Annotated in this window: 16 protein-coding genes and 3 rRNA genes; 10 read left to right on the plus strand and 9 right to left on the minus strand. The window is 63.1% G+C overall.

Annotated elements, in window-relative coordinates; translation table 11 throughout:
* Positions 1–135: 135 nt before the first annotated feature.
* The 4 genes from CNE_RS08270 (at position 136) to rrf (ending at position 6,414) form a co-directional block, all read left to right on the plus strand.
* Positions 136–900, plus strand: coding sequence for an NADPH-dependent F420 reductase (locus CNE_RS08270; protein ID WP_013956672.1), 765 nt, complete (start codon positions 136–138; stop codon positions 898–900).
* A gap of 537 nt (positions 901–1,437) precedes the next feature.
* A 16S ribosomal RNA gene (locus CNE_RS08275) occupies positions 1,438–2,969 on the plus strand.
* A 325-nt stretch (positions 2,970–3,294) separates the two neighbouring features.
* Positions 3,295–6,175, plus strand: a 23S ribosomal RNA gene (locus CNE_RS08280).
* A 126-nt stretch (positions 6,176–6,301) separates the two neighbouring features.
* Positions 6,302–6,414 (plus strand): 5S ribosomal RNA (rrf, locus tag CNE_RS08285).
* Together the 16S, 23S and 5S rRNA genes form the textbook arrangement of a ribosomal RNA operon.
* A 74-nt stretch (positions 6,415–6,488) precedes the next feature.
* Here rrf and CNE_RS08290 read toward each other — a convergent pair.
* The 4 genes from CNE_RS08290 to CNE_RS08305 form a co-directional block, all read right to left on the minus strand.
* Positions 6,489–6,740 carry a hypothetical protein gene (locus tag CNE_RS08290; RefSeq protein ID WP_013956673.1) on the minus strand — a complete coding sequence of 84 codons (252 nt, stop codon included), beginning with the start codon at positions 6,738–6,740 and terminating at the stop codon, positions 6,489–6,491.
* Positions 6,741–6,763: 23 nt separating this feature from the next.
* Positions 6,764–7,222, minus strand: coding sequence for a MarR family winged helix-turn-helix transcriptional regulator (locus CNE_RS08295; protein ID WP_013956674.1), 459 nt, complete (start codon positions 7,220–7,222; stop codon positions 6,764–6,766).
* Positions 7,223–7,398: 176 nt separating this feature from the next.
* Positions 7,399–7,635, minus strand: coding sequence for a hypothetical protein (locus tag CNE_RS08300; protein WP_013956675.1), 237 nt, complete (start codon positions 7,633–7,635; stop codon positions 7,399–7,401).
* A gap of 87 nt (positions 7,636–7,722) precedes the next feature.
* A complete protein-coding gene (locus CNE_RS08305) occupies positions 7,723–8,175 on the minus strand; it encodes an Ohr family peroxiredoxin (protein WP_013956676.1) in 453 nt (150 codons plus the stop codon).
* 195 nt (positions 8,176–8,370) lie between these two features.
* On the opposite strand from CNE_RS08305, the gene CNE_RS08310 reads away from it, so the two are divergent.
* Both CNE_RS08310 and CNE_RS08315 read left to right on the plus strand, forming a co-directional pair.
* Positions 8,371–9,015, plus strand: a complete 645-nt coding sequence (locus CNE_RS08310) for a TetR/AcrR family transcriptional regulator (protein ID WP_013956677.1) — start codon at positions 8,371–8,373, stop codon at positions 9,013–9,015.
* Positions 9,016–9,022: 7 nt separating this feature from the next.
* Positions 9,023–10,132: an alkene reductase gene (locus CNE_RS08315; RefSeq protein ID WP_013956678.1), complete on the plus strand. Its 1,110-nt coding sequence runs from the start codon at positions 9,023–9,025 to the stop codon at positions 10,130–10,132.
* Positions 10,133–10,239: 107 nt separating this feature from the next.
* On the opposite strand, the gene CNE_RS08320 is transcribed toward CNE_RS08315, so the two are convergent.
* Positions 10,240–10,623 (minus strand): hypothetical protein, encoded by a 384-nt coding sequence (locus CNE_RS08320; protein WP_013956679.1) that lies wholly within the window; start codon positions 10,621–10,623, stop codon positions 10,240–10,242.
* Between the two features lie 362 nt (positions 10,624–10,985).
* Here CNE_RS08320 and CNE_RS08325 point away from each other — a divergent pair, with 362 nt between their 5' ends.
* Complete coding sequence (locus CNE_RS08325; protein WP_013956680.1) at positions 10,986–12,191, plus strand: M48 family metalloprotease; 1,206 nt, start codon at positions 10,986–10,988, stop codon at positions 12,189–12,191.
* Complete coding sequence (locus CNE_RS08330) at positions 12,188–17,710, plus strand: AAA domain-containing protein (protein WP_013956681.1); 5,523 nt, start codon at positions 12,188–12,190, stop codon at positions 17,708–17,710. The genes CNE_RS08325 and CNE_RS08330 overlap by 4 nt, the downstream gene beginning before the upstream one ends.
* Positions 17,711–17,734: 24 nt before the next feature.
* Here the strand turns inward: CNE_RS08330 and tolA are convergent, their stop codons facing one another.
* The 4 genes from tolA to CNE_RS38920 all read right to left on the minus strand — a co-directional run bounded on the left by tolA (position 17,735) and on the right by CNE_RS38920 (position 20,733).
* Positions 17,735–18,487: a cell envelope integrity protein TolA gene (tolA, locus tag CNE_RS08335; RefSeq protein WP_013956682.1), complete on the minus strand. Its 753-nt coding sequence runs from the start codon at positions 18,485–18,487 to the stop codon at positions 17,735–17,737.
* A 41-nt stretch (positions 18,488–18,528) separates the two neighbouring features.
* Positions 18,529–19,053 carry a hypothetical protein gene (locus CNE_RS08340; RefSeq protein WP_013956683.1) on the minus strand — a complete coding sequence of 175 codons (525 nt, stop codon included), beginning with the start codon at positions 19,051–19,053 and terminating at the stop codon, positions 18,529–18,531.
* 168 nt (positions 19,054–19,221) lie between these two features.
* Positions 19,222–19,752 carry a VOC family protein gene (locus tag CNE_RS08345; protein ID WP_404997189.1) on the minus strand — a complete coding sequence of 177 codons (531 nt, stop codon included), beginning with the start codon at positions 19,750–19,752 and terminating at the stop codon, positions 19,222–19,224.
* Between the two features lie 48 nt (positions 19,753–19,800).
* Entirely contained in the window at positions 19,801–20,733 is a 933-nt protein-coding gene (locus tag CNE_RS38920; protein WP_013956685.1) for a hypothetical protein, read from the minus strand.
* Between the two features lie 102 nt (positions 20,734–20,835).
* Here CNE_RS38920 and CNE_RS08355 point away from each other — a divergent pair, with 102 nt between their 5' ends.
* Both CNE_RS08355 and CNE_RS08360 read left to right on the plus strand, forming a co-directional pair.
* Positions 20,836–21,258, plus strand: a complete 423-nt coding sequence (locus tag CNE_RS08355) for a hypothetical protein (RefSeq protein WP_013956686.1) — start codon at positions 20,836–20,838, stop codon at positions 21,256–21,258.
* Between the two features lie 53 nt (positions 21,259–21,311).
* The gene (locus CNE_RS08360; RefSeq protein ID WP_013956687.1) at positions 21,312–24,725 is read left to right on the plus strand and encodes an adenylate/guanylate cyclase domain-containing protein; all 3,414 of its coding nucleotides are present in this window, start codon (positions 21,312–21,314) and stop codon (positions 24,723–24,725) included.
* The last annotated feature ends 11 nt before the right edge of the window (positions 24,726–24,736 follow it).

The raw sequence follows: 24,736 nt of genomic DNA on the forward strand, positions 1-24,736 counted from the left end.
TCCAGCGCGCAGGCGGTGCCAAGGGCGATTGCCCGGCAGGTCGTTTTTTCGCCTAGAGTTTTTTGGGCGGCCAGTGTGCAGGAGGATATCTTGCGTACTGGCCGCAGGGCCAGGCAATCCTCGCAGGAGCGCGCGATGCAAGATCCGGCAGTTGTCATCGATCCTGAACGCCGCCGCATGCTGTTGCGGGTGGGCGCACTGGCCATCCTGGCGCTGAGCCTTCCGCCGCTGGGCGCCTGCGCTCAGGGAGCGGGCGCCGCGGGTCACGCGGGGCCGGCGTGCATCGGCGTAATCGGATCGGGGCGCATCGGCGGGACGGTCGGAGGGCTCTGGGTCAAGGCAGGGCACCCGGTCCTGTTCTCGTCGCGTCATCCTGAATCGCTCAAGCCGCTGGTCGACGGCCTCGGCCCGCTGGCTCGGGCGGGCACGGTTGCGGAGGCCATCGCCTTTGCCGACGTGCTGTTCCTCGCCACCCCCTACGGCGCGTTGCCGCAACTCAGCCAGGAGAATGCCGGGGCATGGTCAGGCAAGATCGTGCTGGATGCCACCAATGCCATTCCCCAGCGCGACGGCGCGATTGCCGAAGAAGCCCAGCGCAACGGCATTGGCATCACCACGGCGAAATACCTGCGCGGCGCACGTGTGGTGCGGGCGTTTAATTTCATGGGGGCGACCAACTTCGCCAGTGAACATCACCGGCCCGGCGGCCTGATTGCCGTGCCGATTGCCGGTGACGACCAGGTGGCGCTGCAGGTGGCGGCACAACTGGTTCGCGATGCGGGTTTCGAGCCGGTGATGGTGGGACCGCTGGCCAGCGCGGACAGGTTCGCGCCGGGCGGGCCGCTGTTCCGGCAGATTGGCACCGCCGAGGAATTTCGCAGGAAGATGAGCGGGAATTAGGGGCTAGTCCCGGTGCTCGCCGATGTGTTCACCTTTCGGGTCGCAGGGGAGGGCACTTAAGTGGCAAAAGAGGCGCTTTCAGGTTTTCCTCAAAAACGCTTGCAAGGCAGGCATCCAGGCATTAAGATTCGCCCCCTCGTTCGCAAGGCACCGCGCAACGGGGGTGGGAAAAGACTTGCAAGGATTAACTCGGTTCGAAAGAGCGAGCCTTCCAGAATAAAAGAATTTCTCGAAAATGATTGATTAATCGCAGAAAGTTCTTTATAGTCTCGTTTCTCCGCTGCAAACAAAACGCAGCGACGCAAACGGCAAAGCCGGATGCGGTGCTCGAAAGGGCGGGTTCTTTAACAACCAAACAACCGATAAGTGTGGGCGCTTGATAACGGATGCGGAAGACTTCGGTCTTTTAGCTTTACAAGTTATACAGTGCTCGCACAGCAAAACGTGACTGGATCTTCGGATCTGGTCAGTCAGTTTTCTGAGAGTGAGCGACCGCTCGAAAGAGCGAGGGAGCCGCGAGGCTTCCACACAGAGATTGAACTGAAGAGTTTGATCCTGGCTCAGATTGAACGCTGGCGGCATGCCTTACACATGCAAGTCGAACGGCAGCACGGGCTTCGGCCTGGTGGCGAGTGGCGAACGGGTGAGTAATACATCGGAACGTGCCCTGTAGTGGGGGATAACTAGTCGAAAGATTAGCTAATACCGCATACGACCTGAGGGTGAAAGCGGGGGACCGTAAGGCCTCGCGCTACAGGAGCGGCCGATGTCTGATTAGCTAGTTGGTGGGGTAAAAGCCTACCAAGGCGACGATCAGTAGCTGGTCTGAGAGGACGATCAGCCACACTGGGACTGAGACACGGCCCAGACTCCTACGGGAGGCAGCAGTGGGGAATTTTGGACAATGGGGGCAACCCTGATCCAGCAATGCCGCGTGTGTGAAGAAGGCCTTCGGGTTGTAAAGCACTTTTGTCCGGAAAGAAATGGCTCTGGTTAATACCCGGGGTCGATGACGGTACCGGAAGAATAAGCACCGGCTAACTACGTGCCAGCAGCCGCGGTAATACGTAGGGTGCGAGCGTTAATCGGAATTACTGGGCGTAAAGCGTGCGCAGGCGGTTTTGTAAGACAGGCGTGAAATCCCCGAGCTCAACTTGGGAATGGCGCTTGTGACTGCAAGGCTAGAGTATGTCAGAGGGGGGTAGAATTCCACGTGTAGCAGTGAAATGCGTAGAGATGTGGAGGAATACCGATGGCGAAGGCAGCCCCCTGGGACGTCACTGACGCTCATGCACGAAAGCGTGGGGAGCAAACAGGATTAGATACCCTGGTAGTCCACGCCCTAAACGATGTCAACTAGTTGTTGGGGATTCATTTCTTCAGTAACGTAGCTAACGCGTGAAGTTGACCGCCTGGGGAGTACGGTCGCAAGATTAAAACTCAAAGGAATTGACGGGGACCCGCACAAGCGGTGGATGATGTGGATTAATTCGATGCAACGCGAAAAACCTTACCTACCCTTGACATGCCACTAACGAAGCAGAGATGCATTAGGTGCCCGAAAGGGAAAGTGGACACAGGTGCTGCATGGCTGTCGTCAGCTCGTGTCGTGAGATGTTGGGTTAAGTCCCGCAACGAGCGCAACCCTTGTCTCTAGTTGCTACGAAAGGGCACTCTAGAGAGACTGCCGGTGACAAACCGGAGGAAGGTGGGGATGACGTCAAGTCCTCATGGCCCTTATGGGTAGGGCTTCACACGTCATACAATGGTGCGTACAGAGGGTTGCCAACCCGCGAGGGGGAGCTAATCCCAGAAAACGCATCGTAGTCCGGATCGTAGTCTGCAACTCGACTACGTGAAGCTGGAATCGCTAGTAATCGCGGATCAGCATGCCGCGGTGAATACGTTCCCGGGTCTTGTACACACCGCCCGTCACACCATGGGAGTGGGTTTTGCCAGAAGTAGTTAGCCTAACCGCAAGGAGGGCGATTACCACGGCAGGGTTCATGACTGGGGTGAAGTCGTAACAAGGTAGCCGTATCGGAAGGTGCGGCTGGATCACCTCCTTTCAGAGCGTGCATCCCAAGTCGAGCGTTCACACTTATCGGTTTGTTTGTGGTTAAGGCCAGGTGGCCAAATGAAAGCGCTTCGCGAGAGCGTTTTCATTTGGCATTGCCAAGCGATCTAACGATCGGCTGTTCTTTAAAAATATGGGATGTAGTAAAGGTGTCGCGAAGCGTTGATGAGACGCTGCAGTACAAAACGCGATACCGGGTTGTGATTGTATCAACCAAAATGTATTTAAGTGATCGAAAGATGACTTGGAATACGGCACAAATGCGAGAACTCATCCTGTAGCGACTGTTTCGAGCAATCGAGACACACTCGTTATAGGGTCAAGCGAACAAGTGCATGTGGTGGATGCCTTGGCGATCACAGGCGATGAAGGACGCGGTAGCCTGCGAAAAGCTTCGGGGAGCTGGCAAACAAGCTTTGATCCGGAGATGTCCGAATGGGGAAACCCGGCCCGTATGGGTCATCCCTGACTGAATACATAGGTCAGGGAAGCGAACGCGGCGAACTGAAACATCTAAGTAGCTGCAGGAACAGAAATCAACCGAGATTCCCAAAGTAGTGGCGAACGAAATGGGAAGAGCCTTGTACTCTTTAGCAGCATTGTTAGCAGAACGGGATGGAAAGCCCGGCCATAGCAGGTGATAGCCCTGTATGCGAAAACAGCGTTGTGGAACTAGGTGTACGACAAGTAGGGCGGGACACGTGAAATCCTGTCTGAAGATGGGGGGACCATCCTCCAAGGCTAAATACTCGTGATCGACCGATAGTGAACCAGTACCGTGAGGGAAAGGCGAAAAGAACCCCGGGAGGGGAGTGAAATAGATCCTGAAACCGCATGCATACAAACAGTCGGAGCCTCGTAAGGGGTGACGGCGTACCTTTTGTATAATGGGTCAGCGACTTACATTCAGTGGCAAGCTTAACCGATTAGGGAAGGCGTAGCGAAAGCGAGTCCGAACAGGGCGTTGAGTCGCTGGGTGTAGACCCGAAACCAGATGATCTATCCATGGCCAGGTTGAAGGTGCGGTAACACGTACTGGAGGACCGAACCCACTAACGTTGAAAAGTTAGGGGATGAGCTGTGGATAGGGGTGAAAGGCTAAACAAATCTGGAAATAGCTGGTTCTCTCCGAAAACTATTTAGGTAGTGCCTCGTGTCTCACCTTCGGGGGTAGAGCACTGTCATGGTTGGGGGGTCTATTGCTGATTACCCCGCCATAGCAAACTCCGAATACCGAAGAGTGCAATCACGGGAGACAGACATCGGGTGCTAACGTCCGGTGTCAAGAGGGAAACAACCCAGACCGCCAGCTAAGGTCCCCAAATATAGCTAAGTGGGAAACGAAGTGGGAAGGCTAAAACAGTCAGGAGGTTGGCTTAGAAGCAGCCACCCTTTAAAGAAAGCGTAATAGCTCACTGATCGAGTCGTCCTGCGCGGAAGATGTAACGGGGCTAAGCTATATACCGAAGCTGCGGACGCACAGTAATGTGCGTGGTAGGAGAGCGTTCCGTAAGCCTGTGAAGGTGTCTTGTAAAGGATGCTGGAGGTATCGGAAGTGCGAATGCTGACATGAGTAGCGATAAAGGGGGTGAAAGGCCCCCTCGCCGTAAGCCCAAGGTTTCCTACGCAACGTTCATCGGCGTAGGGTGAGTCGGCCCCTAAGGCGAGGCAGAGATGCGTAGCTGATGGGAAGCAGGTTAATATTCCTGCACCGTCGTATGATGCGATGGGGGGACGGATCGCGGAAGGTTGTCCGGGTGTTGGAAGTCCCGGTCCCTGCATTGGAGAAGGCGCTCAGGCAAATCCGGGCGCGGAATTCAAGGATGTGGGGCGAGCGGCCTAGTGCTGCGAAGCAATTGGAAGTGGTTCCAAGAAAAGCCTCTAAGCTTCAGTCATACGAGACCGTACCGCAAACCGACACAGGTGGGCGAGATGAGTATTCTAAGGCGCTTGAGAGAACTCGGGAGAAGGAACTCGGCAAATTGGTACCGTAACTTCGGGATAAGGTACGCCCTGGTAGCTTGACTGGCCTGCGCCAGAAGGGTGAAGGGGTTGCAATAAAATGGTGGCTGCGACTGTTTAATAAAAACACAGCACTCTGCAAACACGAAAGTGGACGTATAGGGTGTGACGCCTGCCCGGTGCCGGAAGATTAAATGATGGGGTGCAAGCTCTTGATTGAAGTCCCGGTAAACGGCGGCCGTAACTATAACGGTCCTAAGGTAGCGAAATTCCTTGTCGGGTAAGTTCCGACCTGCACGAATGGCGTAACGATGGCCACACTGTCTCCTCCCGAGACTCAGCGAAGTTGAAGTGTTTGTGATGATGCAATCTCCCCGCGGCTAGACGGAAAGACCCCATGAACCTTTACTGTAGCTTTGCATTGGACTTTGAACCGATCTGTGTAGGATAGGTGGGAGGCTTTGAAGCGTGGACGCTAGTTCACGTGGAGCCGTCCTTGAAATACCACCCTGGTTTGTTTGAGGTTCTAACCTTGACCCGTGAATCCGGGTCGGGGACAGTGCATGGTAGGCAGTTTGACTGGGGCGGTCTCCTCCCAAAGTGTAACGGAGGAGTTCGAAGGTACGCTTGGTACGGTCGGACATCGTACCTAAAGTGCAATGGCAAAAGCGTGCTTAACTGCGAGACCGACAAGTCGAGCAGGTGCGAAAGCAGGACATAGTGATCCGGTGGTTCTGAATGGAAGGGCCATCGCTCAACGGATAAAAGGTACTCTGGGGATAACAGGCTGATACCGCCCAAGAGTTCATATCGACGGCGGTGTTTGGCACCTCGATGTCGGCTCATCTCATCCTGGGGCTGTAGCCGGTCCCAAGGGTATGGCTGTTCGCCATTTAAAGAGGTACGTGAGCTGGGTTTAAAACGTCGTGAGACAGTTTGGTCCCTATCTGCCGTGGGCGTTGGAATCTTGACGGGGGCTGCTCCTAGTACGAGAGGACCGGAGTGGACGTACCGCTGGTGTACCTGTTGTCTCGCCAGAGGCATCGCAGGGTAGCTATGTACGGAAGAGATAACCGCTGAAAGCATCTAAGCGGGAAACTCGCCTGAAGATGAGGATTCCCTGGAGGCTTGACCTCCTTGAAGGGTCGTTCGAGACCAGGACGTTGATAGGCTGGGTGTGGAAGCGCAGTAATGCGTTAAGCTAACCAGTACTAATTGCCCGTAAGGCTTGATCCTATAACCAGTGTGTTTTGCCTGGTGTGTGATCGTGACTGTGCCGAAACAGTTGACACAAGACGCACAACCCCAACTACATCCCTATTCGCAGCGTTGACCTCAACCTCAGCGTTGCAACCCCTTATGCCTGGTGACCATAGCGAGCTGGAACCACCCCTTCCCATCCCGAACAGGTCCGTGAAACAGCTCCGCGCCGATGATAGTGCGGATACCCGTGTGAAAGTAGGTCATCGCCAGGCTCTTATTCCCAAAACCCCTCGACAGCGTGTGCTGCGAGGGGTTTTGTTTTTTTCCGGCTCGGAATCTTGCGGGCTCAGTAGTCCGCCAGCTTCTCGCCGTCGACTTCCAGGAGCTGGTCCAGGCGCAGGGTCTCGCCAGTCTTGAGCGTCAGATACTCGGCGCCGCCCCGGCTGTACACGTCGGCAATGGTCGCGGTGCGCTGCTGGAGCAAGCCATCGGCGTCGCGGTAGTGGATCTGCGTGGGCCTGCGCACGGTGGCGAGGTCTTCCAGGCGGTCGTGGAACTCGCAGCTGATCGGGCTGTACTGGGCGGCTGTGCTGGTCATGGCCATGTATCCGGTGTGCTGGTTCATTCGCTGTCTTTCACCGACTGGATCAGGTTGTTGCGCAGCGACGCAACCGCCTTCTGGATCCGGGCGAATTCGTCCGGGGCCAGGCCGGTCGCTCCGGCGAGGCTGGATTCCAGGCGCCGCTCGCGCAGCTTGCGGCCGGCCTTGGTCAGGCGCACGCGTACCTGGCGCTCGTCTTCGGGGTCGCGCTGCCGCTCCACATAGCCCATCGCCTCCAGCTTCTTCAGGATCGGCGTCAGGGTGTTCGATTCGAGAAACAGCTTCTCCCCCAGGCTGCCGACGGTCTGGTCGTCCTGCTCCCATAGCGCAACGATGGTGATGTATTGCGTATAGGTCAGCCCCAGTTGCTCAAGGATCGGTTTGTAGGCCTTGCCGAAGGCGAGGTTCGCGGAATAGACCGCGAAGCACAGGAAGTCTGAGAGCGTCGGGGTTGCGGCGGGCTTGTCGGTGGGTTTCATTTGCTGCCTCGTTGGCCAAAGACGGATGGATCGCAAGCGTCAATTATAGGTCGTGTGCGATTTGATCGCAGGTGCTATAACTTTCCGCGGCGGCGGTTCCTGGAGCCCGAGGAAAGGGCGCCAGGAACCGGCGGAGAATCGTGCGCACGATCTGGCCGCCGCGGCGCTACGCGGTCTCAGGCCCGTGCGCCGTCGAGGTAAGGGTCGACCTTGCCGCGGGCGCCGTCGTAGTACGGGCTGCGCGTGCCGTGTACCGAGCGTGCGCCGTCGGTGTACGGATCGGCTGCGCTGGTGACCGAGCGGGCGCCCTCGGTGAAAGGGTCGCGCGCCGAACCGGCGGCTTGCGCGGCGGCGGCGGTCAACAGGGCGGCGGCGACAACGGTGTAGCGGACGATGGAGGTGAGCGTGGTCATGGGATGCATCCTTGTATCATGTGATTTATAGTCGCATGCGATTATATCGCATGCGACTAATGTGAAATAACGAAAAGGTCAAGGGAGTTACGACGTAAACACGTTCAGCGCCACCTCGATATTGCCGCGGGTTGCCTTCGAGTAGGGGCAGATCGCATCGGCGGCGTGAGCGAGTTGCGTAGCGACATCCTGCGGCAGGCCCGGCGCGCGCAGGTTCAGGCGTGCTTGCAGGAAATATTCCGCGCCGGTCTGGCCCAGGTCGACTTCGATGTCCACGGCCAGGTCGGACGGCAGTTCCAGCTTCATCTCCTTGGTCACCAGGCCGACTGCGGCGATGTAGCACGCCGACCAGGCGCCCGCGAATAGTTGTTCCGCGGTCGGGTGGGGCTGGACGGTCGTGAACACGTGCGCCGGGTTGGTGCTGTTGCCGGGCGACAGCGCGATGTCCAGCGTGCCATTGTGGCCACGCGAGGTAACGCCGGCGCTGCTGTGCATGGTGTGGGTCTTGCCGGTGGCGAGGACTTTTTCGATCTTGCTCATGGAATGGATCTCTGCTGGTTGTCAGTTGTAGTTAAATCGCATCCGTTTAGATCGCATGCGATTGAATGCATATTGGAACATGGGTCTTCCCTTGTCAAGGAAAAATATCGTGTGCCCGGAAGAGGGCCGGAAATGCGTCCTTGCCTACGTCAGTGCCGTTTGACATCTTAAGACGACTGGTCATATTATTCCGCCATGGCACGCACTGCAGACAAAACCGACATCCCCAACCGCCTGACGAAGGCGGGGCGCGAACTGTTTTCGCGCCACGGCTACAACGCCACCGGCATCCAGCAGATCACCGATCACGCCGGCGTGCCGAAGGGCTCGTTCTACAACCATTTTGAGAGCAAGGAAGCTTTTGCCGCGGTCATCGTCGCGCAGTATGCGGACTACCTGCAGCGGTCGTGGGAAGCCATGATGGAAGCCGCGCCGCCAGAGCCGATGGCGGCAATCCGTTACGTCTTTACCCAGATGATTGCCTACCACCTCTCCAGGACGGTGCAGGCGGGGTGCCTGATCGGTAACTTTGCGGCGGAAATCGCTTTGTCGAGCGACACCTGCCGGTCAGCCCTGCAGGCAGCCCAGATGGCCTGGCGCGAACGCCTGGCCGGCATGATCAGCCAGGCCCAGGCGCAGGGCGCAATCCGTACGGACATTGCGCCTGCCGAGCTGTCCGGGCTGGTCTGGGATGTCTGGGAGGGCGCCTTGCTGCGCATGAAGCTCGAACGCTCAGTCGAGCCGCTGCGCCGCAGCGTCGACCTGATGTTCGACCACCTGTTCCAGCCGGCTGCTACGCACGTTGTGGCCGCTGCAAGCCTTAGACCAACCACGGAGTAAGCCATTCATGGGCGCACAGAAAGAAGCCTTTCTCGCGGATGCTTTGTTCCAGCCGATCAAGCTGGGCAAGCTCGAACTTGCCAACCGCATGGCCATGGCGCCGCTCACGCGCAGCCGGGCCGACGACAACCTGGTGCCGACCGACATGGTGGTCGAGTACTACAGCCAGCGCGCCAGCGTGGGCCTGATCATCGCTGAAGCCACGCAGGTCTCGACCACTGCCCAGGGCTACACCAATACGCCGGGCATCTACACCGCCGAGCAGATCGCTGCCTGGAAGAGGGTGACCGACGCGGTCCACGCGAAGGGCGGCAGGATCTTCCTGCAGATCTGGCACACCGGCCGCATGTCGCACACGTACTTCCAGCCGGATAATCAGCCCCCGGTCGCCCCGTCGGCCATCGCCGCCAATGCCAAGACCTACATCAACGGCAAAGGCTACGTCGAATGCTCGGTCCCGCGTGAGCTTGAGGCTGCAGAGATCGCTGGCATCGTGGACGACTTCCGCATTGCTGCGGCCAACGCCGTTCAGGCTGGGTTCGACGGCGTCGAAGTCCATGGTGCGCACGGCTACCTGCTTGACGCTTTCCTGCGCGACGGCACCAACAAGCGCACCGACGCGTATGGCGGCAGCATCGAAAACCGCGCGCGCTTCCTGCTCGAAGTCATGGCTGCCGTGGTCAAAGAGATCGGTGCCGACCGGGTCGGCGTTCGCCTGGCACCGGTATCGCCCGTCAACGACGCGTTGGAGAGCAATCCGCAGCCGCTATTCGAACATGTCATGCGTGAACTGGAGAAGCTGCACCCGGTGTATATCCACGTCGTGGAAGGCCACACCGGCGGTCCGCGCGACAACGCGCCTTTCGACTATGAAGCGCTGCACCGCCTGTACACCGGCGTATGGATGGTCAACAACGGCTACTCCAAGGAGATGGCCGAAGAGGCGATTCGTCGTGGCAGTGCCGACATGGTCTCGTTCGGCCGCAAGATGATTACCAACCCCGACCTGCCGCGCCGCTTCCGCGAAAACAAGCCGCTGAACCGTCCCTTTGAAGACGCTTCGCTGTACGGCGGCAATGGTGCACACGGCTACGTCGACTACCCGGAACTGGGCTGACGCCAGCAAAAAAGCGCCCTTTGGAGCCGGGAGAAATACGTTCCAAAGGGCGCACAAGCGCATTTGAAGATGGCTGCCTGCCTGAGACAGGCTCGCTGTGCACGGGCTTATGCCAGGGCGCCGTCGGTATAGACGTCGAACTTGCGCGCGGGATCGGCTGAAGGACCGTTGCGGTCCATGCCGGCCAGGGCACCGTCGGTGTAGATGTCGAATTTGCGGGCAGGATCGGCCGACACGCCACCGCGGTCCAGGCCAGAGACGGACAGCTCGTTGACGGCGGGAGCCTCAACGCGGGTACCGTCGATGAAGACGTCGAAGCGGCTGGCCCGCGCACCGTCGCTATAGACGTCGCGCATGTCGACGCGGAAGGTGTAGCCGGACTTGTCGCCGGCAGGAGCGCTGTCGCGGGCGGCGGCATGCGCAATGCCGACCGTGCAGGCGGCTGCAATCGCGGCGGTGGCGAAGATCGTGTTAGCGAGCTGGCGGATCATGGCGGTACTCCGATTTGCGGTAAGAAGGGCAGAACGCTGCGGGCGTCCTCTCGCTTATACGCAGAAGCTGTGCCACCGGATGCGGACCGGCAAAAATGGAGCCGCAGGCCCGTCATCAGCGAAGTCCGCCCGGTTGGCGGAGCAAATGTTGGGCAGAAACAAACTAGCGGCGTATCAGCCGCCCGCCAAAACCAACAGCTTCAGCCGTCTGCCGCTTCCCGCGTCGGCATCCCCCGCCTCCGACTAGTCCCGACAGCATCAAGCTGGCCATGCCAATGTGGGCATTGCCCGCGCTGATGGACGGCGCCTACGCCATGTTCCCCCTGTAGAATCGGCCTCCACGCAACCCTGGAACGTCCCGCATGGACTCTCACGCCCCGGATCGCGGCGCGCTGGTGCCGCTGGCCTATCACGCAACGGTGGTCGACTACCTGCGCCGCCATGAGCCCGAGGTCTGGCGCTGGGCCGGCGCCCGCGCGACCGGCGCCGATCAACGCGAGGCACTGCGCTCGATGCTGCTGCGCGACACCTACCGCATCGAGGCGGACGCGCATGCCGACGTGCACGCGGCGCTGGCCGAGGCGATGGCGCGGCTCGGCATCGGCGCGCCCGCGACGCTCTACCAGTCCCCGGGCCAGGACATGAACGCCTCGCTGGTCTACGTGCCCGGCGAGGTCCACATCGTCCTGCAGGGGCCGCTGCTGGACCGGCTGTCGCCGCCGGAGCTGCTGGCGGTGTTCGGCCATGAGCTGGCCCACTACCTGCTGTGGTCGCGCGACGACGGCCAGTTCCTGGTGGCCGACCGCATCCTGAACGACGCGCTGGCCGCGCCGGGCGCCAGCGCCAGCCATCGCGAGACCTGGCGCCGCTACGCGCTGCACACCGAACTGTTCGCCGACCGCGGCGGTGCCGTGGCCGCGGGCGCGGTAGCGCCGGCCGTGTCGACGCTGGTCAAGGTGCAGACCGGCATCGGCAGCGTGGACGCGGCCGCCTACCTGCGCCAGGCGGCCGAGATCGAATCCCACGAGGCGGGCGCAAGCGCCGCCCACAGCCATCCCGAGACCTTTATCCGGGCCCGTGCGCTGGCGCTGTGGTGGGAAGGCGCGGCCGATCTCGATCCATGGATCGAAACCCGGCTGCACGGCCCGCTGGCTCTGGAGAAGCTGGACCTGCCGGGACAGGTCCGCCTGCGGGCGCTGACGCGCGGCTTCCTCGCCCACTTCCTCGCCGGCACGCCGCTGGCGAGCGAGGCAGTGCTCGCGCAAGTGCGCATGATGTTCCCCGACTGGCGCGACGACGAACCGGTGATCGGCCCAGACGGGTTGGGGCCGGACGTGGCCGACGACAGCGTGCGCGCCTACCTCAACACACTGATGATGGACCTGGCGCTCGCCGACCCCGACCAGCAGGACGCGGCGCTGCTGCGCGCCGGCCAGGTGGCGCAGGCGCTGGGCAGCCTGGAAGCGCTGCAAGGCAACCTGCGCCGCGACGCCGGCTTCGGCAAGCGCGAGCTGGACCGCTTCCAGCGCCAACTCCACCGCGAACTGGCCAGGGAGGGCCGGGCATGACTGACAGCAAGACTCACGGCACCAACACCGTTCCGGATATGACCGGCAGCAGCGAGCCGCGCACGCTGCGCGCCCTGGTCGACGCGCAGGCGGGCGCGGCGCTGCCCACCGACGACGTCCTGGTGCTGGTGCTGCCGCTGTTCGCGCAGGTCGCCGCGCTGCACGCGCATGGCAGGGTGGCCGCGCTCGACCCCGACAGCATCCTGGTGGACGAGGACGGCGGGCTGCGCCTGCGCCGGCCCGATGGCGAAGCGCCCGTCATGGACATCGGCGCGGTGCACCGCGTGCAGCCGCATCCGGCCTCGGGCCTGAACATCGTCGGCGCGCTGCAGCTCGGCCACGCCGATGACGGACAGCGCGACCAGGCCGACCTGGCGCTGCAGCTTGACGCTACGGCGCCGGTCGAACGCCCGGTCTATCTACGCGGTCCGGCCAGCTGGGAACGCCTGCTTGGCCACCACGACGAGATCGGCGACGTGTTCCTGCTCGGCATGGTGCTCGCGAGCCTCGCCTGCGGCCTGGACTTTGCCGATGAGGACGACCTGCGCAGTTTCGTCGCGCAGCGCCGCAACCTGTTCCTGCTGCACGAGCGCCTGCATCCGATCGTCGCGGCGGTGATCGTCGAGATGACCGAGATCAACCGCCACGACCGCGCCACCGATGTCGCCGCGCTGGCGACCCGGCTGCGCACGTGGCGCGAGCAGCCGCTGGGACTGGACGTTGAACGCGCACTGGCCGGCACGACCGGCGCCACGCCGCGCCGCGCCGCCGTGCTCACGCACCTGCGCGACCGCCTGTTCGATCTCTCGCGGCGCAACCGCCTGCTGCACTTCCGTCCGACCGCGGCCACCGTCAACGTCACCGTGGCCAGCGTGCCGCTGATGCTGCAGATCGAAAGCGTGCGGCCCGAGCATATCTGCACCTGGGGCGGACCGTTCGCGGCCGACCTGGTGGCGGGCAAGCCGGTGTCGTTGCAGCAATGGCTGCGCTTCGACGACCAGCCCTACCTGCCGGCGTCGCTCGACCGCCTGATCGCCGAGACCCGCCGCGACCGCGCCGAATACGGCTTCAGCAACCTGCGCCTGGTGGTGGCGTTCCTGCGCTGGCACAACCTGAAGGAGGCGCCGGACGAGCGCATCGTGACGCCGCTGCTGTGGCTGCCGGTGGAGCTGGTCAAACGCAAGGGCGTACGCGACCAGTACGTGATCCAGTGCGCGGGCGGCGAGGCCGAGTTCAACCCGGTGCTGCGCCACTACCTGCACCAGCTGTACGACATCCGGCTGGACGAGACCGTGGATCTCGACAAGACCTCGATCGAGGAGATCCATGCCGGCATCCTCGCGCAGATTCGCCGCTCCGAGCCCTCGGTCGAGTTGCGCCTGGTCGACAAGGCCGCGGTGCGGCTGGTGCGGCAGAAGGCGCTGCAGCGGATGCAGCAGTTCCAGCGCCGCAGGCCGGGCACGGCCGCCGTGCGCAGCGGCGGCTGGCTGCCGCCGTACAGCTATGCGCAGGACGACTACCGGCCGCTGGGGCGCGCGCTGTTCGAGCATTGGGTGCGGCCGAGCGAACTGCCGCAGCGCTTCGAAGCGGGCGCCGCGCCAGGCGCCGGCCCGCGGCAGCCGCACATGGGCGGCTCCGCCGCCGCGCAAAGCGAAGAGCGCCAGGGCTACGTGCTGGAGGAGTCCGAGGGCCACCGTTATGCCTGGGACCTGGACCTGACGCAGGTGACGCTCGCCAACTTCAACTACCGCAAGATGTCGCTGGTGCGCGACTACGCGCAGTTGCTGGACGAGCCCGGCGCCAATCCGGCGTTCGACCGCGTATTCTCGATCGATCCGCGCGACGTGGAGACCCAGGCGCCCGCACCGCTCGCACCGGCCGAGCAGTGGAACGTGGTGGCGGCCGACGCGACCCAGAACGCAGCGGTTGGCCTGGCGCGCAGCCAGCGCAGCTTTATCATCCAGGGCCCGCCGGGCACGGGCAAGTCGCAGACCATCACCAACCTGATCGCCGACTACGCCGGCCGCGGCAAGCGCGTGCTGTTCGTCTGCGAAAAGCGCGCCGCGCTCGACGTGGTGTTCCATCGGCTCAAGCAAAGCGGGCTGGACTCGCTGTGCTGCCTGATCCACGACTCGCAGACCGACAAGAAGGCCTTCATCGCCGACCTGCGCGCCTGCTATGAGCAGTGGATCGCGCAGCCGCATGACGGCGACGCGCTGGCTGCGCGCCGCGCGCAGGTGGCCGAGGCACTGGCCGCGCACCAGCAGCGTATCGACGCGTTCGAGGTCGCGATGGCAGCAGTGCCCGAGGCACTTGGCGACAGCGTGCGTGCACTGCTGCGCCGCGTGGCGGCGCTGCCGACGGTACCGGACGCGGGGCCTGCGCTGCGCGAGCGCCTGCCGGCGCTGGCCGCTTGGGACCGTCAGCGCGATCTCGCGCACCGCGTGCACCGCGCGATGCGCGAGCGCTTCGGTCTCGACAGCCTTGCCGCGCATCCGTTCGCGCGCCTGTCCCCGCAACTGCTGTCCGACGAGCGCGCCTATGGCCGCGCCGAGCAGCTGTGCCATGACGCCGAGGCGCTGTTCGATGCGCTCGACCCGCTGCTGGACAGCACCGCAAGCCTGACCAGCCAGGACACCGCGCTGGAACAGGCACGCGCGATTGCCGCCGACAGCCAGTGGCTGCTCGACACGGGCCTGGCTGCACACCTGGACCTGCTCGATCTGGCCTCGCCGGCGCAAGGCGCGCTGCGCGAGGTTCGCGCGGACCTGGAGCGGCGCGCGCAGGCATTCGCCGATGCGCAGGCCGCAACCTCGAACTGGCAAGACAAGCTGAGCCCCGGCGATACCGAATCGGCGCTGGCGCTCGCGCGGCGGCTGGAGCCGTCGTTCGCGCGCTGGCTGCAGCCCGCATGGTGGCGACTGCGCGGCGAACTGAAGCGCCGCTATGACTTTGGCAAGCACGCCGTCCACCCGGGCTACGGCAAGGTGCTGGAAGTGCTGGCCGCCGAGCATGCCGCAAGCGCCGCGCTGGCAGCGGCCGATGCCGACAGCCGCCGCCGCTACGGCGTGAGCGAGATGCAGGCCTTCCTGCGCGCGCTCGGCGAACTCGAGCAGCGCCTGCAGTCGGGCGCAGGCCCGCGCGAGCTGGTCGCGCATCTGCGCCAGGCCGTCGACCCGGTCGCCGCGGCGCGCGCCGAAGCCGGTGCGCGCGAGGCGCTGGAGAAGCTCGCGCAGCGTGTGCGCGGCGGGCTGGCGCTGGCCGCCGACGCGCGCCTCGGCGATATCGCCGAACTGCTGCGCGACCTGCGCGAGGCGCTCGATGACCTGCCAGACCTGTTGCCGCTGTTGCGCGCGGTGCACGCGGGTGACCCCGCTTGCGCCGCCACGCTGCAGTGGCTCGATCATGCACCGGCACAGCTCGAGGCGCTGGTGGCTGACGAGGCGCTGCGCCGTCTCGCGCGTGAGAACCCGGTGCTGGCGCGCTTTGGCGGCGCGGCGCTGGCGCAGGCTGCGCGCGCCGTGGCGCAAGGGCAGCGCGAACTGCTCGCGCTGAACGCGCAAGTGGTGCGCGCCACGCGGCACAAGCAGTTCGCCGAGAACGTACGCGTGTCCTCGTTGTCGGCCACGATGCTGGACGCCGACGGCAAGGCGTTCAAGAAACAATACGCCACGGGCCGCCGCGAACTGGAGCACGAGTTCGGCAAGAGCATGCGCCACCGTTCGATCCGCGATCTCTCCGACGACGAGACCGGCATCGTCATCAACGACCTGAAGCCGATCTGGCTGATGAGCCCGCTGTCGGTATCCGACACACTGCCGCTGTCGCCGGACCTGTTCGACGTGGTGATCTTCGACGAGGCCAGCCAGATCCCGACTGAAGAGGCCGTGCCTGCGCTGAGCCGCGCGCGCCAGGTGGTGGTGGTCGGCGACGAGATGCAGCTGCCGCCGACAAGCTTCTTCACGGCCGGCGGCGCCGAAGGCGATGACGAGATCGTGGTGGAAGAGGAGGGCGACCGCATCGCCATCAACCTCGATTCGGACAGCCTGCTGAACCAGGCCGCGCGCAACCTGCCTGCCACGCTGCTGGCGTGGCACTACCGCAGCCGTCATGAATCGCTGATCAGCTTTTCCAACGCGGCGTTTTACGACGGGCGCCTCGTCACCATTCCCGACCGTTTGCTGGAGCAGGCCGAGGACGAGGCGCCTGCGCTGCGCTCGGACCAGGAGGATGCCGGCATCGCGGGCGCCGACGCGCTGCTGGCGCGGCCGGTCAGCTTCCACCGGCTGGCAGACGGCGTCTACGCCGACCGCCGCAATGCGCCCGAGGCGGGCTACATCGCCCGGACCGTGCGCGAACTGTTGCGCCGCGAGACCGGGCTGAGCCTGGGCATCGTGGCGTTTTCCGAGGCGCAGCAGGGCGCCATCGAGTCCGCGCTCGAGACGCTGGCCGCCGAGGACGCGGACTTCGCGATGCGCCTCGAACGCGAGTACGTGCGCGAGGACGACGACCAGTTCAACGGGCTGTTCGTCAAGAACCTGGAGAATGTCCAGGGCGACGAGCGCGACGTCATCATCCTGAGCATCTGCTACGCGCCCGGGCCGGACGGCAAGATGCTGATGAACTTCGGCCCGATCAACCAGCGCGGCGGCGAGAAGCGCCTGAACGTGATCTTCAGCCGCGCGCGCCATCGGATGGCGGTGGTGTCGACGATCCAGGCCGAGGCGATCACCAATGTGCACAACGACGGCGCGGCCGCACTGCGCGCGTTCCTGCAGTTCGCACAGGCCAGCGCGCGCGGCCAGTTCGAGCGCGCCCAGTCGGTGCTGGGCGCACTGAACCCCGGCGCGCGCGACGCCTTTACGCGCGAACCCACGCCGGACAGCATCCGCGACGCACTGGCCGAGGCGCTGCGTGCGCGCGGCCACCAGGTGCACGCCAACGTCGGCCGCTCGCAGTTCCGCTGCGACCTGGCCATCGCCGATCCGTCGGGTCAAGGCTACGCGCTGGCGATCCTGCTCGATACGCCGTCCGAGCCGGTGTCGGACACCGCCGAGCGCTATGTATTCCGCCCCGGCATCCTGCGCAGCTTCGGCTGGCGGGTGCTGGACATCCCCGGCAAGGACTGGCTCGACGATGCGGAAGCGGTGCTGGCCCGCATCGAGGCCATGCTGGCCGATGGCGAGGATCGCGCGCTGGACATGGAGGTCGAGATCCCGGTGCCGTTGGCGAACCCGGCCACGGTGCAGGCTGCGGCGTCAACGGGCGAGGCCCGGGCGGACGCGGCGACGGCATCGGCTGCGCAAGCCGAACTGGTGCGGACGCTGCGCTTCGAGCAGGGCACGTCGCGCAAGTTCTGGCGTGCCAGCGTGCGCGGGGCGGAGCTCTCCGTCACCTACGGCCGCATCGGCAGCACAGGGCAGACCAGCGTGAAGGCGTTCGACAGCGCCGAGCGGGCGCGACGCGAGGCGGACAAGCTGGTGGCAGAGAAACTGCGCAAGGGTTACGTGGAGGCATAGCGCCTGGACAGGGTGCCGACGCGACTAGCCGCCTTCGTCCCTGGGCCAGAAGGTAATGAGGATATTGGAGGGCGCGACGCCGTTCTCGTCGCGCGGCAGCGGGTCGGATCGCTGCACCGCGCGCAGCACGGCGTTGTCCCAGGCCGCATTGCCGCTTGACTTGGCGAGCCGCGCCGACAGCACTGAGCCATCCGGCGCCATGGCCACGGCCACCACCGCCGCCGGATTGCCGCTGACCTCATCATTGAAGATGATATTCGGCTTGACCCGCTGCCGGACCCGCTCGGCATAGCCGGAAGAAGGCTTCGCGCCGGAGCCGGAACCGGCCCGCGTGCCCGTATTGCCCGCCTGGGCCCGCAACCGCGCCAGTTCGCCCTGGCGCTGGGCATTGTCGGACTGGCGCTGCGCTTCCATTGCCTTTCGCTGCGCCTCCTTGCGCGCGGCTTCGGCACGGGCCTGGCTCTCGCGCTGCCGCGCTTGTGCTTCATCGCGCGCGGCCTGCTGGGCCTTGCGCTGCTTTTCCTGCAGCGAGATGTCGGCCTCTTCCTCTTCGACCGGCTTTGGGCTTGGCACCGGCGTGATTGCAGGCGCTGGCGTTGCGGCTTCGGGGATCGCGTCCCACAGTTCGGCCGCGACACCCTCCGGCGCCGCGCTGCGCCAGCGCACGCCGTAATAGAGCAGGACACCCAGCAGCAGGTGCATGAACAAGGCCAGCAGGAAGCACTGCAGGGTGCCCCGTTCAGGCGCTGGCTGATAGGGATAGGCGACGGTCTGCATGGATCACGCGCCTTGCCGCTGCTCGTTTTGCGCTTGCTCTCCTAGGTACCACCGGTTCCGCCGGCGGGCGCATCCGCGTGCCTCTCCAGTTTCAGGTACGAGTCAGCCGCGACCAGGCCGAACACGATGTGGGCAATGGCGGTCACCCAGCCTCGCGCTTCAGCAAACCATGGGAAGGCGGCAGTCATGCCGTGGAAATTGACCAGGTACAGGACCAGGCCGAACAGCGCCCCCACCACCGAGGCCATGCCGACGCTCGAATCAAAGCGGAACGGCGCCATGATCGTTGCCAGGATTACCGCAAACACGACAGAGAGTACGAAGTGGACCACCACGGCCGCTACCAGCACGCTCATCTGGAAGGTGGCAGCTTGCGCCAGCACATCCGGGCCCAGCATGATGGCCGCGATCATGGTCAGCGGCTTCCAGACGCTGGCCCCCATCAACATGGCCGCCAGCAAGTCGAGCACCAGGAATACCACCCCGGCGACGAGACCCGCCAGCGCCGCTGCACGCCAGTCCGGCCACCGGTGCGTGTAGCGATGCGATTGCATATGAAGTTCCATGACATCCTCCTTTGATGCGGCAGAAACCAGAGCCGCTTTCCAAGGCGCAACTTCATTCTATGGGGTGCAACCGCATCAACCAAGCGCAGTCAACGCTGCAAAACATCGCGCGGGCGTCGCAGGGCGTCTGTGTCTCTTCAAAGGCTCACGGCAGCGGGCGCTTGCGTCCTAGCCCTTCGTGAAGATCTCCAGAAAGTGCTTGCTCGGATCCTCGAAGTAGATCCGGCGGCCGCCATCGTCCGTGTTGACCTCGCCGGGGCGGCGGCGGTATGGGTCCGCCCAGTAGGTCAGGTTGCGCGCGCGGATGCGGGCAAAGCCCTGATCGAATTCGGCGTCGCTGACCTGGAAAGCATAGTGCTGCATCGCAACATCACCTGCCGCGTCCATGAAGTCCAGGGTCACGTCATTGTCCAGCCGGACGCCGAGAAACGGCCCGAACGGCTCGGCCGGGGGGCGTCCGAGGATTTCGCAGAGGAAGTCGGCGGAGACCTTCTTGTCATGAGAAAAGACGATGGTGTGGTTGAGCTGGATGGCCATGTCGCAATCTCCGGGACGGGGGCAAGGAACGGCGAGCAGCCCGGCCTGGGACGGCCTGCCGGCCGTCATGCAGAAGCCGACGTGCGCCACGCTTGCAGGGTAGCCAGCGCCGGTGATGACGGCAACCTTGCCTTGCAGGCCAGGCTTGGCTAGCGCTTCCATTCAGCCGTGGCGTGAAGGTCTGAAAGTCCGGCCGAGTCAGATGCAGCCCTACTCAATGTCCACCACATCGACAACCTGGTGCTGATTTTTGTAGCGAACTTCCTGACGCATGACGAATCGCCGGGCGGGACAATACCAATCGGTCATGTCGAGCACCGTCGGCTCCAGTTCGATATCCGTATCGACCAGCCGAAAGCGGCCAGGATCCACGAACTTGGTATATCGGATCGGCCAGCAGAGCAGTGTGCCGGAGGCAAGCTTCAGGCGCTGCAGCGGACCCACCGTCCGCTCAGACAAGGTCAGGCGAACATTGGAACCCACGAAATCAGAGACAGTGGTGCCGGTCCGGCGATCCACAATACGAAAGTCGTAGCGGGACGCGAAGGTTTCCGCGGGGAGTACCTGGCCCTCTGTCAGCGCCGGCGGATACAGCAGCAGTCCGTTCGAGTTGGTACTCATTTCCCCGACCAGCTCAGTGTACTGGCCGTGGGCCTGAACGCGTGCATTCAGACTGCGCACGACTGGTTGTCCCGAGCGTTCGTCGATCACGAGCCGGTGACGCTGCACGGTCTCGACGGGCGGCCCCATCAAGCGCCGGAGGGCGGACTTGGAGTAAATATCCAGATCGAACGAACAAAGGTCGCGCTCGAGGTCGTTGACGTTGCGGAAGAAGGCAATGGTTGTCATCGGCGTCAATCCGTCCGCTTCGAAGCGGATCCGTCCGCCGTCATGGACATAGGGCGCGTCGCATATCTGGCCGGCGTACACGCGGTGCGACGCGGTCCCGAGCAGACCGCCTACGGCGAGCCAGGCCGCGGCAAGCGAAGGCCAGATTGGCTTGCACGGGCGTATCGGTGGATGGGGTTGGTGTCGGTGCGCCGGCCGAACCAGGACCTTATCTGGACGTGGATTGTCGAGCTCCAGTTCGCGACAAGCAAAGGGTCCGGATTTGTGCCGGGCAACTGCCGCTCGTATCTTCATCACGTTTCGTTCAGCACTTGCGTGGGAGTCCAAGTGTAAGCGGAGTGGGGCCAGCGTCAATGGCTGTGCGTGCCATGTGTATGGCGTGGGGTGCCAGCATTGTTGAGCGTCGATGCGCACGAAGCCGGCGTTGCGTCGCTATGGATCACCAGCGAGCCAGTTGCTTTCACGGCAATCCGCAGCGACTCGCGGCTAAGCCCGTCCCTTCGCCTGGCGCTGGCCAGTGCGCATACCGCGTCCAAGCTTGCGACGAGCGTGCGCTATCAATCCAGGCCTGTGGGCCTGATCTGCCCGGACCTGCTGGACAAGGTACGAGCCTGGTCGGAGCAGGATGCGATGCAGCTCAGACGCGTGGCGGCCGACGTGATTGGTCCAGTTCTTCATACGACACGCCAGCTCGCCGCGCAGCAAGGGATTTTGCCGCCTTCACTTCCGGGAATCGCAAGCCTGAACATACGAGTTATCAGGCCTAACGAAGCGCTCACCGACGCACTTCTGGCCGTCCATCGATGCTCACACAACTAAAGTTGTAACTACCATAATGAGTTCGTGGCAGCCGAGGGCTGGCAGAGGGCGATATGCGCTGCACAAAATGCGGGTTCGAGAACCCAGCGGGAGGAAAATTCTGCGAGGAGTGCGGGCAAAGGCTTGCGCAGATTTGCCCGCAATGCGGCCATGAGTCCAGCCCGACGGCGAAGTTCTGTGGTGCTTGCGGCGTGCCCCTGACGGAACTGCCGGCAACGCCAGTTCCTGCCGCAGAGGCAATGCCCGCCGTCCTCGCACCGGTTCTTTACACGCCGCCCCATCTCGCTGAACGCATTCTCGCCGAGCAGGCGGCGATGGAGGCCAGGGGACAGGCCGCCGGCGAACGCAAGACCATTACGGCACTGTTTGCGGACATGGCCGGCTCGACCGCTCTGATCCAGGACCTGGACCCCGAAGAAGCGCGCGGGCTGATCGACCCCGTGATAGCGCTGATGATGGAGGCCGTGCATCACTACGAGGGATACGTTGCCAAATCCTTGGGCGACGGCATCCTGGCGCTATTTGGCGCGCCGATTGCGCACGAGGACCATCCCCTGCGGGCGTTGTACGCAGCGCTGCGCATGCAGGAAGCGATGCGCCGCCATGGCGACCGGGTCCGTCTGGAGCAGGGTGTCCCGCTGCAGATCCGGGTCGGCATCCATACCGGCGAGGTGGTCGTACGCTCGATCCGCAAGGACGACTTGCGCGCGGACTACGACCCGGTCGGGCACACGATCCATATCGCCTCCCGGATGGAAGGCGTCGCGACACCGTCGTCGATTCTCGTCAGCGAATCGACCCATAAGCTGACCGAGGGATACTTCGAGTTCAAGAGCCTAGGGACCACGCACGTAAAGGGTATTCGGGAGCCGCTTGCGGTCTACGAGGTGCTCGGCCTCGGCGCATTGCGCACGCGCATGCAAGTGGCGGCGCATCGCGGTCTGGCGCGGTTTGTCGGCCGCCAGGCCGAATTGGAGCGCTTGCAAGTGGCGTTGGAGTCGGCCAAGGCGGGGCAAGGGCAGATCGTCGGAGTAGCGGGCGAGGCGGGTGTCGGCAAGTCGCGGCTGTACCACGAATTCAAGGCACGTTCGCAGCGGGGCTGCATGGTGCTCGAAACCTTCTCGGTTTCGCATGGCAAGGCCTTTCCCTATCTGCCTTTGATCGATCTCTTAAGAAACTACTTTCAGATCACCGCGCAGGACGACGAACGGTTGTACCGCGAGAAAGTCACCGGCAGGTTGCTGACCCTGGATCGCACACTGGAGGACCATTTGCCCTACCTGCTTTACCTGCTCGGTATCAGAGAGGCGGGCTCGGCGCTGCCCAGGATGGACGCCACCATCCGGCGCCAGCGCACATTCGAAGCCATTGCACGGCTACTGGTGCGTGAGAGCCGGAATCAGACGCTGATGGTCTTGTTTGAAGACTTGCAATGGCTGGACAGCGAGACCCAGGCCTTTCTCAATATCCTCATCGAGCATGTGCCAGATACCAGGTTGCTTCTGCTCGTCAACTACCGCCCGGAATACGCGCATAACTGGGACCGGAAGCCTTACTTCACCCAATTGCAGCTGGAACCCCTGGAGCAAGGGGAAGCACAGGGCCTGCTCACGGCCCTGCTGGGAGACCATCCCTCGCTCGTGCCCCTGAAACTGCTTATCCAGGCGAAGACCGAGGGTAACCCGTTCTTTATGGAGGAAGTCGTGAAGACACTGGCCGAGGAGAGCGTCTTGCTTGACCAGCCCGGCAGCTACCGGATTGAGAAGGCCCCTTTGTCACTTCATATTCCGCCGACCGTGCAAGGGGTGCTCGCCGCCCGTATCGACCGGCTTCCGGTCGCCCAGAAGGACTTGCTGCAGACCCTCGCGATCATCGGCAAAGAGTTTCCCTTAAGTCTAATCGAACATGTCACCGCGCAACCGGAAGAGCAACTGCGCCCGCTTCTGAGCGACCTCCAGGCCGGCGATTTCATTTACGAGCGTCCCGCATTCCCCGAAGTGGAGTACGCGTTCAAACACGCGCTTACCCAGGAGGTAGTCGCGAATTCGCTGTTGACTGACCGGCGCAGTGTGCTGCATGAACGCACGGCCCGGGCCATTGAGATACTGTTTCCAGGCCGGCTGAAGGACTACTGTAGCGAGTTGGCTCACCATTACAGTAAGAGCGGCAATACCCGGAAGGCGATCGAATATCTGGAGCTGGCGGGTCAGCAGGCCTTGCAGCAGTCAGCTCATCTCGAAGCGGTGCCTCATCTCAGCGCTGCTCTCGAGTTCCTCAAGTCGTTGCCTGACACTCCCGAACGTGCACGCCAGGAACTCAGCCTGCTGCTGGGTCTTGGCATTGCCTGCATCACTGCTCGAGGTCATGGAGCGCCGGAGGTGCAGACGATCTACACGCGTGCGTTAGCCCTGTGCGAACAGGGCGGGGAAACTCCACAGTTGTTCTCTGCGCAGTTGGGGATGTGGTCTTTTTATCTGTTGCGGGGACAACTCGAAACGGCGCAGGCTTTGGCAGAGCGCCTACACGGTCTCGCGCAGGACACACAGGAGCCGGAACAGCTCGCGGAGGCGCACCGCGTTCTGGGGGTGACGCTGTTCCGCCGGGGGAAGCTAAGCCTGGCCCGTACCCACATGGAAGAGGCGCTGACCCTGCACCGGCCCGATCGGCAGTCATACAGTCATCTTCTGCGTTATGCGCGAAACCCGGCCGTTCACATGCGGAGCACCTTGAGCTGGATTCTTTGGTATCTGGGCCTGCCGGACCAGGCCTGCACCCGAAGTGAAGAGGCGATAGAGTTGGCCAGAAAGGCCTCTGATCCGTTCGGCCTGGCGCTGAGCCTGATATTCGCGGCTGAATTGCATCAGCGCCGGTGCGACGAGCAGCGAGCACTGGAGTGTGCCAACGCAGCGATCGCACTGTCGAATGACCATGGGTTCCAGCTCTATCTGGCGTGGGGAACGATCCTTCGCGGCTGGGCGCTCGCCGGGCAGGGTTCTCATGAGGACGGCATCGCTCTGATGCAGCAAGGCTTCAGCGCCCTTGATTCTACCGGAGCGATACTCGGGCAGCCCTCACTTCTGGGACTGCTAGCCGATGCTTATGGAAGAGCCGGACAATGCGACGCGGCACTTCGCGTCACGAGAGACGCGCTGACACTGGCACGTGGCACAGGCGAACGGTTTGATGAACCGACACTGATTCGGCTTAAGGGAGAACTGCTGCTGCAGATGACGGCCGAAGACAATGAAGCGGAAGCGTGTTTTCTGAAAGCGATTGCGCTAGCCCGGGACGAAGGGGCCAGGTCAATCGAATTGCGGTGCGCGCTGAGCCTGGCCCGGCTTTGGCATAGCCAGGGCAAAAACCTTGCGGCGCGGCAGATCCTCGCCGAGATACAAGGCCTCTTCAAGGAGGGCTTTGATACCGTGGATTGGCGTCAGGCAAAAGAGCTGCAAGAGCATTTGTCCTGACGCCGAGGGAA

The organism is Cupriavidus necator N-1 (assembly GCF_000219215.1).
GTDB classification, from domain to species: Bacteria; Pseudomonadota; Gammaproteobacteria; order Burkholderiales; family Burkholderiaceae; genus Cupriavidus; species Cupriavidus necator.

Excerpts from the sequence above, each read along its gene's own strand:
- CNE_RS08270 (WP_013956672.1), top strand. The coding sequence starts at position 136 with ATGCAAGATCCGGCAGTTGTCATCGATCCTGAACGCCGCCGCATGCTG.
- CNE_RS08290 (WP_013956673.1), bottom strand. The coding sequence starts at position 6,740 with ATGACCAGCACAGCCGCCCAGTACAGCCCGATCAGCTGCGAGTTCCAC.
- CNE_RS08330 (WP_013956681.1), top strand. The coding sequence starts at position 12,188 with ATGACTGACAGCAAGACTCACGGCACCAACACCGTTCCGGATATGACC.
- CNE_RS08295 (WP_013956674.1), bottom strand. The coding sequence starts at position 7,222 with ATGAAACCCACCGACAAGCCCGCCGCAACCCCGACGCTCTCAGACTTC.
- CNE_RS08300 (WP_013956675.1), bottom strand. The coding sequence starts at position 7,635 with ATGACCACGCTCACCTCCATCGTCCGCTACACCGTTGTCGCCGCCGCC.
- CNE_RS08325 (WP_013956680.1), top strand. The coding sequence starts at position 10,986 with ATGGACTCTCACGCCCCGGATCGCGGCGCGCTGGTGCCGCTGGCCTAT.
- CNE_RS08360 (WP_013956687.1), top strand. The coding sequence starts at position 21,312 with ATGCGCTGCACAAAATGCGGGTTCGAGAACCCAGCGGGAGGAAAATTC.
- tolA (WP_013956682.1), bottom strand. The coding sequence starts at position 18,487 with ATGCAGACCGTCGCCTATCCCTATCAGCCAGCGCCTGAACGGGGCACC.
- CNE_RS08305 (WP_013956676.1), bottom strand. The coding sequence starts at position 8,175 with ATGAGCAAGATCGAAAAAGTCCTCGCCACCGGCAAGACCCACACCATG.
- CNE_RS38920 (WP_013956685.1), bottom strand. The coding sequence starts at position 20,733 with ATGAAGATACGAGCGGCAGTTGCCCGGCACAAATCCGGACCCTTTGCT.
- CNE_RS08345 (WP_404997189.1), bottom strand. The coding sequence starts at position 19,752 with ATGGAAGCGCTAGCCAAGCCTGGCCTGCAAGGCAAGGTTGCCGTCATC.
- CNE_RS08310 (WP_013956677.1), top strand. The coding sequence starts at position 8,371 with ATGGCACGCACTGCAGACAAAACCGACATCCCCAACCGCCTGACGAAG.
- CNE_RS08320 (WP_013956679.1), bottom strand. The coding sequence starts at position 10,623 with ATGATCCGCCAGCTCGCTAACACGATCTTCGCCACCGCCGCGATTGCA.
- CNE_RS08340 (WP_013956683.1), bottom strand. The coding sequence starts at position 19,053 with ATGGAACTTCATATGCAATCGCATCGCTACACGCACCGGTGGCCGGAC.
- CNE_RS08315 (WP_013956678.1), top strand. The coding sequence starts at position 9,023 with ATGGGCGCACAGAAAGAAGCCTTTCTCGCGGATGCTTTGTTCCAGCCG.